The following is a 15,816-nucleotide window of genomic DNA, read 5'->3' as shown; positions in this document are numbered from 1 at the left end:
TCGGGAGGAAGGTAACGTTGAAAGCTACTACCGGAGTATGGAGGAACGCGGGCGCGGCGCCGGCGCGAACCCTCAACGTGTCCGAACGGAAGCTCAAGGCATGGTCCGTTCTTGTCGTCAAGCATGTGCTGCTGATCGTGCTTTCGCTGGCGATGATGTTCCCGTTCCTATGGATGTTCCTCGGCTCGTTGAAAATGCCGGATGAAATTTTCAGCGGCGACATTTTGACACTTCCCCGCACGTGGCAATGGAGCAATTATATCGATGCGTGGCAACGGGCCCCGTTTGGCCGCTTTTTTCTGAACAGCCTGGCCATTTCCGTGGCTACGGTGATCGGACAGCTCATTACGTGCAGCTTGGCCGCTTATGCGTTCGCCTGCGTGTCGTTCAAAGGAAAACAGGCGTTGTTCTTGATCTTCATCGCCACGACGATGATTCCGTTCGAATCGACGATGATCCCTTCTTATCTGGTCATCAAGTCGCTCGGGCTGATCAATACCCATCTGGCCATGATATTGCCTGCTCTGACAAGCGTGTTCGGTATTTTTCTGCTGCGGCAGTTTTACTTGACCATTCCGCGCGACCTGCTCGACGCGGCGAAAATCGACGGCTGCTCGCACTTCGGCATTCTCCTGCGCATCGTGCTGCCGATATCGAAGACGATCGCCGCGACGCTCAGCCTTTTCGCTTTTATCAATTCGTGGAACAGCTACCTGTGGCCGTTATTGGTAACGAACACGACGCAGATGAGGACGGTGCAGATCGGGCTCAGCTATATGGTCGACAAGGAGCTGGGAACGCAATGGCCGCAGCTGTTGGCCGCTTCGACGTTCGTCATTATGCCGATTCTGCTTTTGTTCCTGTTCCTGCAAAAATATTTCGTACGCGGCATGATCACGAGCGGACTTAAATAAACGGACTGCGTCAGACGGTCCGAATCGATAATCAGGAGGCGGAGGAAGTTGAAAAAAACAGCTTTTCTATCGATGGCGGTATTGTTGGCATTCATGACCGGCTGCGGCGGCGGTTCGGGAAATCCGGCCGGTGACGGCGCGGACAAGAACGGTTCGGCCGACGGCAAGAGCGCGGCTCCCGCAGGTCCCGTTACGCTGAAGATGTGGACAACCGACAGCGGGCTGCTCAAAGACTACTTGGACGCCTTCCATTCGGCCAATCCGAACATCAAGGTAGAGGCGGAGTTTATGGGCGATTACGACGAAATGGCCAAGAAGGTGCAGGCCGGCATCGTTTCCGCCACGACCCCGCATGTCGTCCAGCTCGGACAGCGCCACGCGATTCCGCAAATTGCCGACAGCGGCAAGCTGCTGCCGATCGAAAGCTTCATGTCCAAAGCCGAAATCGAGGACGTCATGCCGGGTTTCTGGCAGCGCTATACGTATAAAGGAAAGAAGTGGGTTATTCCGTTCCAAAGCAGCACGCCGGTATTATACTACAACAAAACGCTTTTCGAGAAAAACGGCGTGAAGGTGCCGGATACGTGGGACGAACTGATCGAAGCCGGCAAAAAGCTGGCCGGGAACGGAACTTGGGGCGTGAATTTGAGCAGCGACAGCCCGTGGTATTTCCAGCCTATGGTGTGGAACCGCGGCGGGCAGTTGATCAAAGCAGACGGAACGCCGAATCTGAACGGCAAAGAGGCGGTGGAGACGCTGCGTTCCATTCAGGATGCGGTTCACGTCTCCAAAGTGATGCCGCCGAACCAGATCAAAACGTCGACCGAAGATTTTAACGCCGGCAAACTGGCTATGCTTTTCCGTTCGGGGGCCAGTCTGGCCGGAATGAAAAAACAAGTCGGGGACAAGTTCGAGATCGGCGTCGCCTTCCTGCCGAAAATCAAAGAGCGCTGGGTGCCGATCGGCGGCAACGGCCTGGGCATCTTCAAGTCCGACAAAGCCCATGAGGAAGCTTCCTGGAAGCTCGTCTCGTTCTTGACCAGCGTGGACAATACGGCCAAAAACTCGATGCAAACCGGTTACATTCCGATTAAAACGTCGGCGTTCGAGCTGCCCAGCTTCAAGGAGCATCTGACGAAGGATCCCAACTTCAAGGTGACGATCGATCAGGCGCAATTCCTCCGCGGCGAAAGCATTCACCCGGCCGACGCGCTCATCTGGTCCGGTATTATCAATGCGATCGAAGCGGTGCACAACGATCCGAAGCTCGACCCGCAGACGATCATGGACAAGCTACAGGCCGAAGTGGTCGATTATATGAAATCCTATAAATAATTTGAATAGGGGAACGCCTGTATGTTCATGAATTTGGCTCATCGCGGAGCCTCTCAATATGCCCCGGAAAATACGCTGGCGGCGTTTTATTACGGCATCCAGCTAGGAGCGAACGGCTTGGAGACCGACCTGCGCATCAGCCGCGACGGCGTCGTCTTCCTGTTGCACGACGACCGGCTGGAGCGCACGACGAACGGCAGCGGCCGCCATACCGACTATACATGGGCGGAATTGCAAGAGCTGGACGCCGGCTCGTGGTTTGCCCCGGCTTATGCCGGAGAACGTCTGATCAGCTTCGAGACGTTCGCCCATTTGTTCGGCCGCAAGCCGCTCAAGCTTGCTCTGGAGCTGAAGGACGACGGAATCGAGGAAGAGGTGGCGCACGTCGTCAGGAAGTACGAATTGCAGTCCAATGCCGTCGTGACGTCGTTCGATTTCGACAGCCTTAGGCAGCTTCGCCGTCTGGACGAGCACATTCCGTTAGGCTATCTGGCGAACCAATGGGACGCCGATCTGCTGGAGCGTCTGAAGGAAACCCGGGTCGGGCAGCTGTGCCCGAATGCGGAGACGCTCACGAAGGAGCAGGTGAATCTATTGAAGCGGGAAGGCTTCGAGGTGCGCGCCTGGAAAGTGAAGGACGAAGCGCTGATGCGCCACTGCCTGCAATGCGGTGTCGATGGGATGACAATCAATTTCCCGGAGAAGCTGCATGAGGCTCTGAACGGAGAGGAAGCGTCGAATCGGCAATAAGTAAGATAAAGAACCTTTACACCCGCGTATGAAGCTAGCGGGGTGCAAAGGTTCTTTTTTTTGTCCGAGCGGGCTCGCGGCAGGGATCGTCTCATGAATGTTTTTCATCAAAAAGATCGAAAAGGCTCATTAGACGGCCGGAGCGGGCGGATGGTAAGGTTGACGCAGCAATAAAACACATTAAAGAGATGGGAATTATACGAATAGTATCGCCGTCTCTCAAAAACAGAAGGAGTCCGAACGATGAACAGGTTACATGCACTCGCAGCCCTTATGACGCTCGCGCTGACGGCGTCGGCTTGCGGCTCGGGCGGCCAGACCGCCCCGTCTGCGCCAGCCGCCGCAACCGCCGCTGCGGAAGCGGCCGGAGCCGCGCAGCAGAAGGCGGCCAAGGTCGTGATTGGCACGAGCACGACTTACCCCAAAGTGTTCTACATCGACGAGAAGGGCAACTTGACCGGATTCGACGTGGAGTTGGTCAAGGAAATCGACAAGAGGCTGCCGGACTATGAGTTCGAGCTGCAGGCGATGGATTTTACGAACTTGCTCTTGAGCCTCGAAACGCGCAAAATCGACGTCATTGCCGCGCAAATGCTGCGCACGAAAGAGCGCGAGCAAAAATATTTGTTCAATAAAGAGCCATACACGTACCGGCAGACGAAAATTATCGTCAGCAAGGACAACAACAGCCCGATCAAGACGCTCGACGATCTGAAAGGCAAGAAAGTATTGACCAACGCCACCAGCGCCCAAGCGGTATTGCTGGAAAACTACAACAAGGCGCACGACAACGCCTTATCGATCGTATACCAGAGCGGCGCCGCCGACGATGCGGTCAGCCAGCTGGCCTCCGGCCGCGTCGACGCGACGCTTGCCGCCGATTTCACGCTGTCGCTCATCGACCCGCAGGGTAAGCTGAAATCGGTAGGCGGGGCGCTCGACAGCAGCGAGGTGCTGTACGTGTTTCGCAAGGACGATCCGGCGGAGCAGAAGCTGGCGGACGCGTTCGACAAGGCGCTGCAAGCGATCCGATCGGACGGCACGCTCACGCGGCTAAGCGAACGGTGGCTCGGCGCGGATTATACGAAAAGCCCCGCACCGTAAGCTATCCGGCAAAGAGAGGAGGCGCGGGAATTTGGGCGCCGCATTCGATATCGCTTACGTCTTCCGCTTCGTGCCGATGCTGCTGACGACGCTGGACGTGACCTTGCGCATCGTCGCCGGCGCGACGCTGCTGGGTCTGATTGCCGGACTGCTCGTCGCTCTGCCCCGGCTGTACCGCGTGCCGGTTTTGCAAAACATATCGCAGGCGTACGTTTCCTTCTTTCGCGGAACCCCGATTCTGATCCAGCTGTTCTTGTTCTATTACGGGCTGCCCGAGCTGCTGAAGTTTGCTCATATCGATGTGACGCGGGCGCCGGTGCTGCTATTTGTGATCGCAACCTATGGGCTGAACGGCGGCGCCTACATGTCCGAGATGATCCGGTCGGCCGTTCTGGCGGTCGACCGCGGGCAGGCGGAGGCGGCGTACGCCATCGGCATGAGCGGCTACCGGACGTTCACGCGCATCGTGCTGCCGCAGGCGCTGCCGGTAGCCTTGCCGTTGTTCGCCAACGCCGTCATCGCGATGCTCAAGGACACGTCGCTCGCATTTACGCTGGGCGTGATGGAGCTTACCGGCAAATCGCAGACGCTCGGGATGCTGACGCGACATTTTACGGAAACGTACCTTTCGCTTGCACTTATTTATTTACTGATCAGCCTCGCGCTGGAAAAGCTGTTCCGTCAAGCCGAACGGCGCCTGCTCCGCCACGAGCGGGAGCCTTCCGCCGACGTCCCGCGGCGAAGCCGCCGCATGCGGCTGCTGCTTCGGCGGCCGGCAGGCAAAGGAGACGTTAGCCTATGAAACTCGATTTGGCCTTTATCGGAACGGCGTTCATCGAGCTGCTGACCGCCGTTCCGACTACGCTGCTCGTCACGTTCGTAGCGGTTGTATGCGGCTTCCTTATCGGAGTTGCGGTCGCTGTCGTCCGGATGTATCGGGTTCCCGTGCTCTACCCGGCCGCCGCCGCTTACGTGACGTTTATCCGCGGCACGCCGATGCTGACGCACCTGTTACTTGTCTATTTCGGACTTCCGGCGCTGATCGACGGCTTGGCCGGGATATGCGGCTGGAAAGTGAATACCGCTTCCATTCCGATGATCGCCTTCGCCTTCCTGGCCTTCTCGCTCACGTCCGGCGCCTATATGTCGGAGGTGGTCCGGTCCGGCCTGCTTGCGGTCGGCCGGGGACAGACGGAGGCCGCGCTGTCGCTTGGCATGACGCCGTCCCAGACGCTGAGGCGCATCGTAATGCCGCAGGCGCTTGCCGCCGCCGTCCCCAGCTTGTCTAACGCGGTTATCGGCATGCTGCACGCGTCCACGCTCGTTTTTGCCGTATCGGTCGTGGACATTAACGCCAAAGCGCAGATCGTTGCCTCGAACAACTGGAAATATTTTGAATCTTACTTGGCCGCAGCGGCTCTCTTCTGGGCGCTGACAGCGGCCGTCGAGGGCGCGGCGGCGCTTATCGAGAGACGCCTGCGGGCTTACGGAGAAGGAGGCGCGGCATGATCGGACTGAACGGCCTTGTCAAAACGTTTGGCCACCATCGCGTGCTGAAGGGTATCGACCTGACGGTCGCGGACGGCGAGGTCGTCGTCATTGTAGGCCCGAGCGGCTCGGGCAAGACGACGCTGCTGCGCTGCGTAAACTGCCTGGAGAAGCCGGACGAAGGCTCTATAGCCATCGGCGGCTTTACGGTCGACTGTCGGTACGCAAGGAAGCGGGACATACACGAGCTGCGCCGCAAAACGGCAATGGTGTTCCAGCAGTACAACCTGTTCAAGCACAAGACTGCGCTGGAAAATGTGATGGAAGGGCTGCTGATCGTCAAAAAAATGCCCAAGGTGGAAGCGCGGGCCCGAAGCGCGGCCCTTCTGGAAAAGGTGGGGCTCGCGGATAAGCTGGACGCTTACCCGAGCCGCTTGTCCGGCGGACAGCAGCAGCGCGTCGGCATCGCCCGCGCGCTGGCGATGGAGCCGGAGGTCATCTTGTTCGACGAACCGACCTCCGCGCTGGACCCCGAGCTGGTGGGCGAGGTGCTGGCCGTTATCCGCAGCCTGGCCCGCGAAGGCATTACGATGATGATCGTCACCCACGAGATGGGCTTCGCCCGCGAGGTGGCGAGCCGCGTCGTGTTTATGGACGATGGCGCCATTGTGGAGGAGGGGGCTCCTGCCGCGCTGTTCGCGAGGCCGCAGCAGGAGCGCACGCGGCAGTTTTTGCGGCGCTTGCACCCGGCTCCGCTCGATGCGCGCTGACCGCCGCAACCAACAAAGAGAAGAGGGACGAACGATGGCCGAACGCAGACAGCTGAAGCTTGGCGCCATGCTGCTTGGCGTCGGAAGAGGGACGTCGACATGGAGACATCCCGATGCGATTGCCGACGCAAGCGTGAATGTGGACGTGTATCGGAAGTGGGTGGAGAAGGCGGAGGAGGGTAAGCTGGATTTTGTGTTTATCGCAGACGGTCTGTATATCGAAGAGAAGTCGATTCCCCATACGTTGAACCGCTTCGAGCCGCTGACGCTGCTCAGTGCCATGGCCTCCGTAAGCAAGCGGATCGGGCTGGTCGGCACGCTGTCCACCACGTACAGCGACCCGTTCACGGCCGCGCGGCAGCTTGCGTCGCTGGATATGCTCAGCGGCGGGCGCGCCGGCTGGAACGTGGTGACGTCCGCCATCGACGGCGCGGCGCTCAACTTCGGCAAGGGCGGGCAGCCGCAGGCGCATCCCGATCACGGCTTGCGCTACCGCATCGCCGAGGAATTTCTGCGCGTCGCGCGCGGGCTGTGGGACTCGTGGGAGGACGACGCGTTCTTGCGGGACAAAGCGTCCGGGGTGTTTTTCGATCCGGCCAAACTGCATGCGCTGCACCATCGCGGCGATTTTTTCTCGGTGAAGGGTCCGCTTAATATCGCGCGTTCTCCGCAGGGCCATCCGGTCGTATTCCAAGCAGGCTCGTCGGACGCAGGGAGGGCGTATGCGGCCCGCGAGGCCGACGCCGTGTTCACGGGCATCGAGCACGAGACGCTGGACGAGGCGGTCGCCTTCTATGCCGATGTGAAGGGGCGGGCCGCCGCGCTGGGCCGCAACCCCGACGATCTGCTCGTCTTCCCGGCGATCGCTCCGATCATCGGCAGCACGACGGAGGAAGCGGAGCGCCGGTACGCCGAAGTGGCCGGGCTGGTGTCGGTCGAGGAAGCGCTGGACAATCTGAGCCGGTATTACGGGCATCATGACTTTACGCAATATCCGCTCGACGAGCCGTTTCCCGAGCTCGGCGACGTAGGCCGCAACGGCTACCGCAGTATGATTGAGCGCTTCAAACGCAACGCCAGGGAGCGGGGGCTGACACTGCGCCAGACGGCGCTTCAGGTGGCGACGCCGCGGGACGCGTTCGCGATCGGCACGCCGGAGCAAGTGGCCGACCGCATTCAGGAGCGGTTCGAAGCGCGGGGAGCGGACGGTTTCGTCGCCGGGCCGGTGTTGCCGGACGGCCTGGAGCGATTCGTCGATGAGGTGGTGCCGATCTTGCAGCAGCGTGGGCTGTTCCGCCAAGAGTACGAAAGCGATACGCTGCGGGGCAACCTGGGGCTGCCTGTACCGCTAAACCGCTATGCGAAAGCGGGCGCTCAAGCCGGTAAATAGTGCTGCCTGTCGATCAGAAAATCCCGGAACCGGACGGTGGCGGGAGAGAGATGCCGCTTCTCCTTCCAGCCCATCTCCACGGGAAGCTCGGCTGCCCTGATATCGAGGGGCACCCAGGCGATGCCGTTCAATTCGACGCTGTACGACCGGGGCAGGACGGATATGCCCAGACCGGCGGACACGAAGCCGGATACGGTCGGCAAGTCCTCCGCCTCGTAGAGAACGTTCGGCTTGACTCCGGCCGCTGCGAACAGCCTGTCGAGGACGCTTTTCAAGCCGCATTGGTTTTTCAGCCCGATGTACGGCTCACTGGCCAGCTCGGCGAGCCCGATGCTGCCGCGGTCTTGCCAGCGGTGGCCGCTTGGCACGGCCATATCGAGCCGGTACGAGCAGACGGGATGCCAAGCGAAGCCTGGCTCGTCCCAGCGCGGCAGCGAGATGCACAAATCGCTCGCTCCCGTCTCCAGCCGGCTGCGGACGAAGCTGTCCGTCCCTTGCTGCAGCTCGAAGCGGACGTCGGGATAGCGTTCCCGGAACTTGCTGATAAACCACGGAACGAGCCGCGTGCCGAAAATGTTCAGAAACGCGATGGACACGACCCCGGTGTCCGGATTCGCAAACGCCTCCAGCTCCTGCTTGCCCTTCTTGATCTCCTGCAGCACCCGCTCGACCCGCGCGGCGAACAGCTCGCCGCAGGCGTTAAGCCGGACGTTGCGCCCGCTGCGCTCGAACAGCGGCATCCCCAGCTCCTCCTCCAGTTTGGCGATCGAATGACTGAGCGCCGGCTGTGTAATCGATAGCGACTCCGCAGCGCGGGTCACATGCTGCAGCTTCGCTACCGTCAAAAAATATTCCATCTGGTTCAATTCCATCCGGCTTGCACCTCTTCCCTCATGGGTTAATCATGAATCGGGTTTATCATAATAAGCAAAATAATAGATTGGACGATATGAATTGTCAATTTTTATAATAAGGGGAAAATCGTGTTTGGAAAAGAGGCTGCTCGATATGAATTCAAATTCCTACGTAAAGCTGACGAAGGAGAAACCTTTGCTTCTTGCGCTGGCCTTCGCCCTCACCATCTCCGTCATGAACGCGACGATGTTCAACGTGGCGCTCCCGCAGATCAGCGCCGAATTCGGGTTATCGCCCTCGCAAGCCAGCTGGATGCAAACGCCGTACATGATCGTGTTTGCCATCGGCTCCGTGACGTACGGCAAGCTGGCCGACAAGTTCAAATTGAAGGACCTGCTGACATTCGGCCTCATCGGGTTCGCGCTCGGTTCGCTTGCGGGCATGGCGGCCAACGAGTTTTGGATCGTCGTGCTGGGGCGCGTCCTTCAGGCGACGGGCGCTTCGGCGATAACAGCCGCGTCGGTGATCATACCGGTGCGTTATTTTCCACGAGAGACGCGAGGCCGGGCGCTTGGGGTAACCGCCACGGGCATCGCGCTCGGCACGGCGATCGGTCCGTCCGTTGCTGGATTCATTACGAGCGCGGCCAGCTGGCGTTTGTTGTTCCTGCTGTCTCTGCTCGCCCTGATCGCGCTTCCTTTGTTTCGCTCCTGTCTGGACGATGCCAAAGGAACGGCGAAGCCGACCGATCTGTGGGGCGGCCTCCTGCTTGGCGGCACGTTGGCGGCATGGCTTGGCGCGCTGACGGGCGGCGGACCGCTGCTTGCGGTTGCGGGGTGTGTGCTGTTCGGCTTGTTCGGGATCCGTATTCGCTGTACGCGGGAGCCGTTCATTCGGCCTTCGCTGTTGTTCGGCAACAAACGGTTTGCGTTCAGTCTGCTCGTAGCGTTTGCCTCCTCATGCGCCTTTTTCAGCACGCCGTTTCTCGTTCCACTGCTGCTTGGGAACGTGAATGGGTTGGCTCCGCGTCATATCGGGCTGACGATGCTGCCGGCCGCAGCCATGGCCGCGTTTCTGGGGCGATTAGGCGGGAAAATTGCCGATCGGCGGGGGAGTGCGGCGCTGTATGGCGGAGCGGCTGCGCTGCTGGCTTCGGGGTTTGTGCTGCTTTCATGGGCGGCCGGCTCGTCGCCGGCGCTGATCGCCGGGGTTCTCGTGCTGGCCAACGTCGGGCAGACATTTATGCAGATCGCTTTGTCGAATACGGTTTCGGGAACGCTGCCTGGGGATCAGACCGGTGTAGGCATGGGGCTGTTCAGCATGGTCGGATTTATCTCCGGCGCGGTGTCGACTGCGGCGCTCGGGCGGGCGCTCGATGTCGGGGCGCATGGGGTCAAGCTCAACCCGCTGCATGGCGGCGGTCCGGGGCTCGTTTACAGCGACCTGTTCCTCGCGCTTGCCGTGCTGGTTGCGCTGGCAGCTATCTTGTACGCACTGCTGGCCGCATCGGGCCGGAAGCAAACGATTTCCAAAAATCGACAACATTCACCATCATACGACAAAAACACACTTGACTGATCGGAATAATTATAATAGTATAAACGGACAAACTCGATGAGTTACCGACTAGACAGCTAGAGGGACCTATCATCTTGGCGCTCGTTTTGCGTGCGCCGATGTAGGCCTCTTTTTTGTTATGGAGGCTTATGGGGGCGGGTCACGATTGAGGTGATTTTTTTGCAAAAGTATATGTTTCGGCAGCTGCTGCTGATGATTCCTACGCTGTTCATCATCGCGACGATCGTCTTTTTTCTGGTGCAGGTGACGGGCGATCCGGTGGCGCTGCTGCTGCCGGAAACGGCGACGGACGAGGACAAGCTGGTTTTGACCCAGGCGCTAGGCCTGGACCGTCCTATATTCGTGCAATATTTGATTTTTTTGAACCATTTGCTTCACGGCAATTTCGGACAATCGTACCATTTCAGCGAACCGGCCTTGAGCGTCGTGCTGGAGCGCATGCCCGCCAGCTTCGAGCTCGCTGTCGTTTCCATGCTCGTCGCGCTCGTCATCTCGGTGCCGCTGGGTACCTTTGCCGCGATCAAAAAATCGACCTTCTGGGACTTCGGCATTTCCGGCGTTTCGGTGCTGGGAAAAGCGATGCCCAACTTCTGGATCGGCATTATGCTCATTTTATTATTCTCGGTAAATCTGCAATTATTCCCTGTTTCCGGAAGAGGCACGCTGAACCATCTGGTGCTTCCCGCGATTACGCTCGGCGCGGCGATGGCGGCGGAGATGACCCGGCTCATTCGGGCCAGCCTGCTGGATATTATGCAGGAGGACTATATTTTGACGGCCCGAAGCAAAGGGCTGCGCGAATGGACCGTAATCTTCAAGCACGTGTTCCGCAACGGTCTGATTCCGGTCGTGACGGTTATGGGGCTGCAATTGCCGCAACTGATCGGCGGGGCGTTGATCGTCGAGACGGTTTTTGCCTGGCCCGGTCTCGGTCAGCTGATGCTCTCCGCGATGAATTCCCGCGATATGGCGATCGTACAAGCGGCTACGTTCGTCGTGGCCGTACTGGTCATTGTCGTCAATTTTATCGTCGATTTGACTTACCGGCTGCTGGATCCGCGCATTAAATACCATTAGAAGGAAGGGGGAGCGACCCTTGCAGTCATCGGACATAGAGGCGAAAGGAGCAGCCATCCCTTCCCTGGCGCCCGCAGCCAAGCGGACCCGACGGCGCAGGCTGCGGGTAGGGACAGGCGCCATCGGCGCAGTTCTGTTCCTGATCGTCGCCGCAGCCGCCCTGTTCGCTCCGCTTCTGGCACCGCACAATCCCATTACCATTCAATCGTCGCTGAGACTGCTGCCGCCGATGTGGATGGAGGGCGGGACGGCCGATCATTTCCTCGGCACCGACCATCTGGGGCGGGACATCTGGAGCCGCTTGCTGTATGGCTCGCGCATGTCGCTGCTGGTCGGCATCAGCGCGGTTGCGGTGTCGGGGTCGATCGGCGCGGTGCTCGGCATTGCGGCCGGCTTCTTCGGCGGATGGATCGACCATATCGTCATGAGGGTGATCGACGCTTTGCTGGCGATCCCGACGCTGCTGCTCATCTTGTTCGTCATGGCCGTACTCGGACCGGGCCTGCTGACGCTTATCGTGGTGATCGGCGTTACGAGCTGGGTGTCCTACGCCCGGGTCATGCGCGCGGAGGTGCTGAGCGCCAAGGAGCGCGACTACGTGCGTGCGGCTCGTTCCGTCGGGGCGGGCAGCGCGCGGCTCATTTTCAAACATATTTTGCCGAACGTGCTGTCCTCCTTTGTCGTTATCGCCACCATGAACGTAGCCTCGACGATTATGACGGAAGCGTCGCTGAGCTTTCTAGGCTTAGGCATCAAGCCTCCGACGGTCACTTGGGGCGGCATGCTCAGCGACGGCAGACAGTATTTGGCTTCAAGCTGGTGGGTATCCACCTTTCCGGGCTTGGCGATTACGATTACCGTGCTGTCGATTACGTTTCTGGGGGATTGGTTAAGGGACAAGCTCGACCCCCGCATGGGGAAAGGGGGAGGCCGATGACGACGGAACCGGCGAAGACCGAAGGGGACGAGTCCCGTCTGCTGGAGGTAAGCGGGTTGACCACCGTCTTCCCGACGCGGAGCGGAACAGTGACCTCGGTGGACGGAGTCGGGTTTGCGGTGGACCGAGGCGAGGTGCTGGCGATCGTCGGCGAGTCGGGCTCGGGCAAAAGCGTGACGTCCCTGTCGATCATGCGGCTCATCCGTTCTCCCGGAACGATCGCGGGCGGCAGCGTCAAGCTGCAGGGCGCCGATCTGCTGCGGCTTAGCCCGAAGCAGATGCGCGACGTTCGCAGCCGCCGCATCTCGATGATTTTTCAGGACCCGTTAAGCGCCTTGAACCCGGTGTTTACGATCGGCAACCAGCTCGGCGAGAAAATCCGCACCGCCGGAAAGATCGGCAAGCGCGAGCTGCGCGAGCAAAGTCTGGACCTGCTCCGCCAGGTGGGCATCCGCGATCCGGAGCTGACGCTCCGCCGCTTTCCCCACCAGCTGTCCGGCGGCATGCGCCAGCGGGTGATGATCGCCATGGCGCTGTCCAACAAGCCGCAGCTGCTTATCGCCGACGAGCCGACCACGGCGCTGGACGTGACGATTCAAGCGCAGATTCTCCAGCTGATTCGCAAGCTGTGCCGGGAAACCGGAACCGGCGTTATCTTTATTACGCACGATCTGGGCGTTGTCGCCGAAATGGCCGACCGGGTGGCGGTCATGTATGCCGGGAGGATCGTTGAGCAGGCGACCGCAACCGAGCTGTTCGACAATGCGAAGCATCCTTACACCCGCGGGCTGCTCGGCTCGATGCCGACGATCGATCAGCAGCGGGAGGAGCTGTATTCGATTCCGGGTACCGTGCCCCCGCTGACCGATCTGCCAACAGGCTGCGCCTTCCAGCCGAGATGCCCTTATGCGACGGAGCTCTGCTCCCGCCAGCGTCCGATTCTGGAGACGGTCGGCAGCGATGGGCACGAAGTCAGCTGCTTTCACCCAAGGGAGGCGGGAACATGAACGAAGCGCCAGTTGCGCCGCCCCTGCTGCAAGCGAGAGGGCTGAGCAAATTTTACGAAACGAAACGCGGGCTGTTCGGCAAGGCCGACTATATTCGCGCCGTGGACGGCGTCGACCTCGACGTGTACGAAGGGGAGACGCTCGGTATCGTCGGCGAATCGGGTTGCGGCAAGTCGACGGTCGGCCAGATGCTTCTGCAATTGTTGCCGCCGACCGCAGGGGAAATCCGCTTCGGGGGGCAATTGTTGACCGGGCTGCCGCCGGATAAGCTCCATGCGGTCCGCCGCGATATGCAGATCGTGTTCCAGGACCCGTATTCGTCCTTGAACCCGCGCATGAAAATCGGCGATACGATTGCCGAGCCGCTGCGCATACACCGAACCGTCCCGCGAGCTGATATCCGCCGCGAGGTCGCCGGGCTGCTGGAAGCCGTCGGCTTGGGCGAGCATCATATGTCGCGCTACCCGCACGAATTCAGCGGCGGCCAGCGTCAGCGCATCGGCATCGCCCGCGCTTTGGCGCTGAAGCCCAAGCTGATCGTATGCGACGAAGCCGTATCGGCTCTGGACGTGTCGATTCAGGCGCAAATTCTCAATTTGCTCAAGAAGCTGCAGCGAGAGTACCGGCTGACATATGTGTTCATTTCGCATGGAATGCCGGCGGTGAAGCATATCAGTGACCGGGTCGCCGTGATGTATTTGGGCAAGATCGTGGAAATCGCCGAGCGGGACAAGCTGTTCGCGCACCCACGGCATCCGTACACCGAAGCGCTGCTGGCTTCGCTTCCGGCCTCCCATCCGGGAGAGCGGAAGGAGCGCGTCATCGTGCAGGGGGAGGTCGGGGACTCCGTCGCGGCGGTGCCCGGGTGCCCGTTCCAGGCCCGCTGCCCGTACGCCCGGGACTTGTGCCGGCAGACCGCCCCCGTATTGACGGAGGAAGCCGGCCATGCGGTCGCGTGCCATTTTCCTTTATAACGTATCTTTTTAGGCCAATTCACAAAGGGGTTCACCACAACAAGGAGGTTTATACACAAGATGAAACGAATGTATTCCAAAGCTCTTATTTTTCTGTTGCTGACCGCGCTGGCGTTGACCGCATGCTCGGGCAAGCCCGGCTCTGACGCTAGCGGCGGAACGCCTGCTGCCGAGAAGGTGCTTACGATTGCTCACGCTTCCGATATTAAAGGGTTCGATTTTCAGAACAACAACATTACACTGACGTCCGCCGTTCTCGTCAACGTCTTCGATTCCCTGGTGAAGAAGGACGCGAACGCGAATTACCAGATCGCTCCGCTGCTCGCCGCCTCCTGGGAGCAGAAAGACCCGCTCACCTGGCGCTTCGTTCTGCGCAAGGACGTGAAGTTCCATAACGGCGACCCGTTCACCTCGGCGGACGTCAAATATTCGCTCGAACGCGTGATGGGAGATACGAAGCTGATCGCGAACTCTACCTTCAAAAACCTGAACGCGATCCAGATCGTCGACGATTACACGGTAGACATTACGACGAAGGAGCCGGACCCGATTTTGCTCAACCGTTTGTCGGGCAACACGGCCAGCATTTTCCCGTCCAAGTACATCAAGGATCAAGGCTTCGACGCTTTCCTGAAAAATCCGGTCGGCACCGGTCCGTATCAATACAGTAAATGGCTGAAGGACGATCGCGTGGAGCTGGTGAAGAACAAGTCGTATTACGGCGGAGAGCCGAAATGGGATAAAGTCGTATTCCGCACCATTCCGGAAGATTCGACGCGCGCGGCTGAATTGCTGACCGGCGGGGTCGATATTGCCGTCAACATCGCGCCGGGCGACGTCGACCGGGTAGAGAAGAACGATAAGACGCACGCCGTGCTCGCGCCGATCCAACGCGTCATTCAGATGTGGTTCAAGACGCAAGGCGACGGACCGACCGCCAATCCGAAAGTACGGGAAGCGATCGAGCTCGCCGTCAACAACAAGGAGATCGCCGACAAAATCATGGGCGGCTCGGCCATTCCGACGAAAACCCAAGTAACGCCGGGCAATTTCGGCGCCGACAACAGCCTGTTCGACAAATTTGCGTACGATCCTCAGAAAGCGAAGGCGCTGCTCCAGGAAGCGGGCTACGGGGATGGGCTGAAGATCAACATTTCCGCGAACAACATGTTCAAGGAAGTGGCCGAAGCGGTCGCCGGCATGCTGGACGCCGTAGGCATCAAAGCGAACGTCGATCTGCTGGAGCAGAACAAGTTCGCCGAAAAGCTCAACTCCAAAACGCTGAACGAAGTGAGCCTGCTCGGCTGGGGCAACTCCGACTTCGACGGCAGTGTGCTCGACCAATACCAGATCGAACGGGCAAAAGGCATCACCGATTACAACAATGCAGAAGTCGACAAGCTGCTGAAAAACGCGGCCAAAAACATGAATGCCAAGGAAAGAGAACAGCAATATCAGGCGGTACAGCAGCAGATCGTCAAGGATCGTCCGGCTGTTTATTTGTTCCAGCTGAAGGGCCGCTACGGCGTCAGCGACAAGATCGATTACAAGCCTAGACTCGACGAGCTGTACGTCGCCGACGAAATTTCGCTGAAAGCCGGCAAATAAGACCAAGATCGGATTCAACGCCAATCCGA

The 15,816-nt window shown here is 59.6% G+C and carries 15 protein-coding genes; 14 read left to right on the top strand and 1 reads right to left on the bottom strand.

Annotated features, from left to right (window positions below):
• Positions 1-17: 17 nt before the first annotated feature.
• The 8 genes from ABD796_RS18825 (at position 18) to ABD796_RS18790 (ending at position 7,751) form a co-directional block, all read left to right on the top strand.
• Complete coding sequence (locus tag ABD796_RS18825; protein ID WP_344910446.1) at positions 18-914, top strand: carbohydrate ABC transporter permease; 897 nt, start codon at positions 18-20, stop codon at positions 912-914.
• A 48-nt stretch (positions 915-962) separates the two neighbouring features.
• Positions 963-2,249: an ABC transporter substrate-binding protein gene (locus tag ABD796_RS18820; protein WP_344910444.1), complete on the top strand. Its 1,287-nt coding sequence runs from the start codon at positions 963-965 to the stop codon at positions 2,247-2,249.
• Positions 2,250-2,270: 21 nt separating this feature from the next.
• Positions 2,271-2,999 carry a glycerophosphodiester phosphodiesterase gene (locus ABD796_RS18815; protein WP_344910442.1) on the top strand — a complete coding sequence of 243 codons (729 nt, stop codon included), beginning with the start codon at positions 2,271-2,273 and terminating at the stop codon, positions 2,997-2,999.
• Positions 3,000-3,242: 243 nt separating this feature from the next.
• Positions 3,243-4,103 carry a transporter substrate-binding domain-containing protein gene (locus ABD796_RS18810; RefSeq protein WP_344910439.1) on the top strand — a complete coding sequence of 287 codons (861 nt, stop codon included), beginning with the start codon at positions 3,243-3,245 and terminating at the stop codon, positions 4,101-4,103.
• 31 nt (positions 4,104-4,134) lie between these two features.
• A complete protein-coding gene (locus ABD796_RS18805) occupies positions 4,135-4,905 on the top strand; it encodes an amino acid ABC transporter permease (RefSeq protein WP_344910436.1) in 771 nt (256 codons plus the stop codon).
• Positions 4,902-5,612, top strand: a complete 711-nt coding sequence (locus tag ABD796_RS18800; protein WP_344910434.1) for an amino acid ABC transporter permease — start codon at positions 4,902-4,904, stop codon at positions 5,610-5,612. The genes ABD796_RS18805 and ABD796_RS18800 overlap by 4 nt, the downstream gene beginning before the upstream one ends.
• The gene (locus ABD796_RS18795; RefSeq protein ID WP_344910431.1) at positions 5,609-6,361 is read left to right on the top strand and encodes an amino acid ABC transporter ATP-binding protein; all 753 of its coding nucleotides are present in this window, start codon (positions 5,609-5,611) and stop codon (positions 6,359-6,361) included. Before ABD796_RS18800 ends, ABD796_RS18795 begins: the two co-directional genes overlap by 4 nt.
• Before the next feature lie 34 nt (positions 6,362-6,395).
• Positions 6,396-7,751: an LLM class flavin-dependent oxidoreductase gene (locus tag ABD796_RS18790; RefSeq protein WP_344910429.1), complete on the top strand. Its 1,356-nt coding sequence runs from the start codon at positions 6,396-6,398 to the stop codon at positions 7,749-7,751.
• Here ABD796_RS18790 and ABD796_RS18785 read toward each other — a convergent pair.
• Positions 7,736-8,623, bottom strand: coding sequence for a LysR family transcriptional regulator (locus tag ABD796_RS18785; protein ID WP_344910427.1), 888 nt, complete (start codon positions 8,621-8,623; stop codon positions 7,736-7,738). The two genes, ABD796_RS18790 and ABD796_RS18785, sit on opposite strands and share 16 nt — an antisense overlap.
• 136 nt (positions 8,624-8,759) lie before the next feature.
• Between ABD796_RS18785 and ABD796_RS18780 the strand changes: the two genes are divergently transcribed.
• The 6 genes from ABD796_RS18780 (at position 8,760) to ABD796_RS18755 (ending at position 15,787) form a co-directional block, all read left to right on the top strand.
• The gene (locus ABD796_RS18780) at positions 8,760-10,184 is read left to right on the top strand and encodes an MFS transporter (protein WP_344910425.1); all 1,425 of its coding nucleotides are present in this window, start codon (positions 8,760-8,762) and stop codon (positions 10,182-10,184) included.
• 159 nt (positions 10,185-10,343) lie between these two features.
• Entirely contained in the window at positions 10,344-11,261 is a 918-nt protein-coding gene (locus tag ABD796_RS18775) for an ABC transporter permease (RefSeq protein WP_344910619.1), read from the top strand.
• A 55-nt stretch (positions 11,262-11,316) separates the two neighbouring features.
• Complete coding sequence (locus ABD796_RS18770) at positions 11,317-12,198, top strand: ABC transporter permease (protein ID WP_344910615.1); 882 nt, start codon at positions 11,317-11,319, stop codon at positions 12,196-12,198.
• Positions 12,195-13,205, top strand: coding sequence for an ABC transporter ATP-binding protein (locus ABD796_RS18765; protein ID WP_344910423.1), 1,011 nt, complete (start codon positions 12,195-12,197; stop codon positions 13,203-13,205). Before ABD796_RS18770 ends, ABD796_RS18765 begins: the two co-directional genes overlap by 4 nt.
• The gene (locus tag ABD796_RS18760; protein ID WP_344910420.1) at positions 13,202-14,179 is read left to right on the top strand and encodes an ABC transporter ATP-binding protein; all 978 of its coding nucleotides are present in this window, start codon (positions 13,202-13,204) and stop codon (positions 14,177-14,179) included. Before ABD796_RS18765 ends, ABD796_RS18760 begins: the two co-directional genes overlap by 4 nt.
• Before the next feature lie 60 nt (positions 14,180-14,239).
• The gene (locus ABD796_RS18755) at positions 14,240-15,787 is read left to right on the top strand and encodes an ABC transporter substrate-binding protein (protein ID WP_344910418.1); all 1,548 of its coding nucleotides are present in this window, start codon (positions 14,240-14,242) and stop codon (positions 15,785-15,787) included.
• The last annotated feature ends 29 nt before the right edge of the window (positions 15,788-15,816 follow it).

Source organism: Paenibacillus hodogayensis, from assembly GCF_039536325.1.
Lineage (GTDB): Bacteria > Bacillota > Bacilli > Paenibacillales > NBRC-103111 > Paenibacillus_AB > Paenibacillus_AB hodogayensis.
Note: the sequence above shows the minus strand (reverse complement) of the source record. Positions and strands in the feature narration are given on the sequence as shown.

Excerpts from the sequence above, each read along its gene's own strand:
- ABD796_RS18765 (WP_344910423.1), top strand. The coding sequence starts at position 12,195 with ATGACGACGGAACCGGCGAAGACCGAAGGGGACGAGTCCCGTCTGCTG.
- ABD796_RS18790 (WP_344910429.1), top strand. The coding sequence starts at position 6,396 with ATGGCCGAACGCAGACAGCTGAAGCTTGGCGCCATGCTGCTTGGCGTC.
- ABD796_RS18815 (WP_344910442.1), top strand. The coding sequence starts at position 2,271 with ATGTTCATGAATTTGGCTCATCGCGGAGCCTCTCAATATGCCCCGGAA.
- ABD796_RS18810 (WP_344910439.1), top strand. The coding sequence starts at position 3,243 with ATGAACAGGTTACATGCACTCGCAGCCCTTATGACGCTCGCGCTGACG.
- ABD796_RS18795 (WP_344910431.1), top strand. The coding sequence starts at position 5,609 with ATGATCGGACTGAACGGCCTTGTCAAAACGTTTGGCCACCATCGCGTG.
- ABD796_RS18800 (WP_344910434.1), top strand. The coding sequence starts at position 4,902 with ATGAAACTCGATTTGGCCTTTATCGGAACGGCGTTCATCGAGCTGCTG.
- ABD796_RS18780 (WP_344910425.1), top strand. The coding sequence starts at position 8,760 with ATGAATTCAAATTCCTACGTAAAGCTGACGAAGGAGAAACCTTTGCTT.
- ABD796_RS18755 (WP_344910418.1), top strand. The coding sequence starts at position 14,240 with ATGAAACGAATGTATTCCAAAGCTCTTATTTTTCTGTTGCTGACCGCG.
- ABD796_RS18760 (WP_344910420.1), top strand. The coding sequence starts at position 13,202 with ATGAACGAAGCGCCAGTTGCGCCGCCCCTGCTGCAAGCGAGAGGGCTG.
- ABD796_RS18785 (WP_344910427.1), bottom strand. The coding sequence starts at position 8,623 with ATGGAATTGAACCAGATGGAATATTTTTTGACGGTAGCGAAGCTGCAG.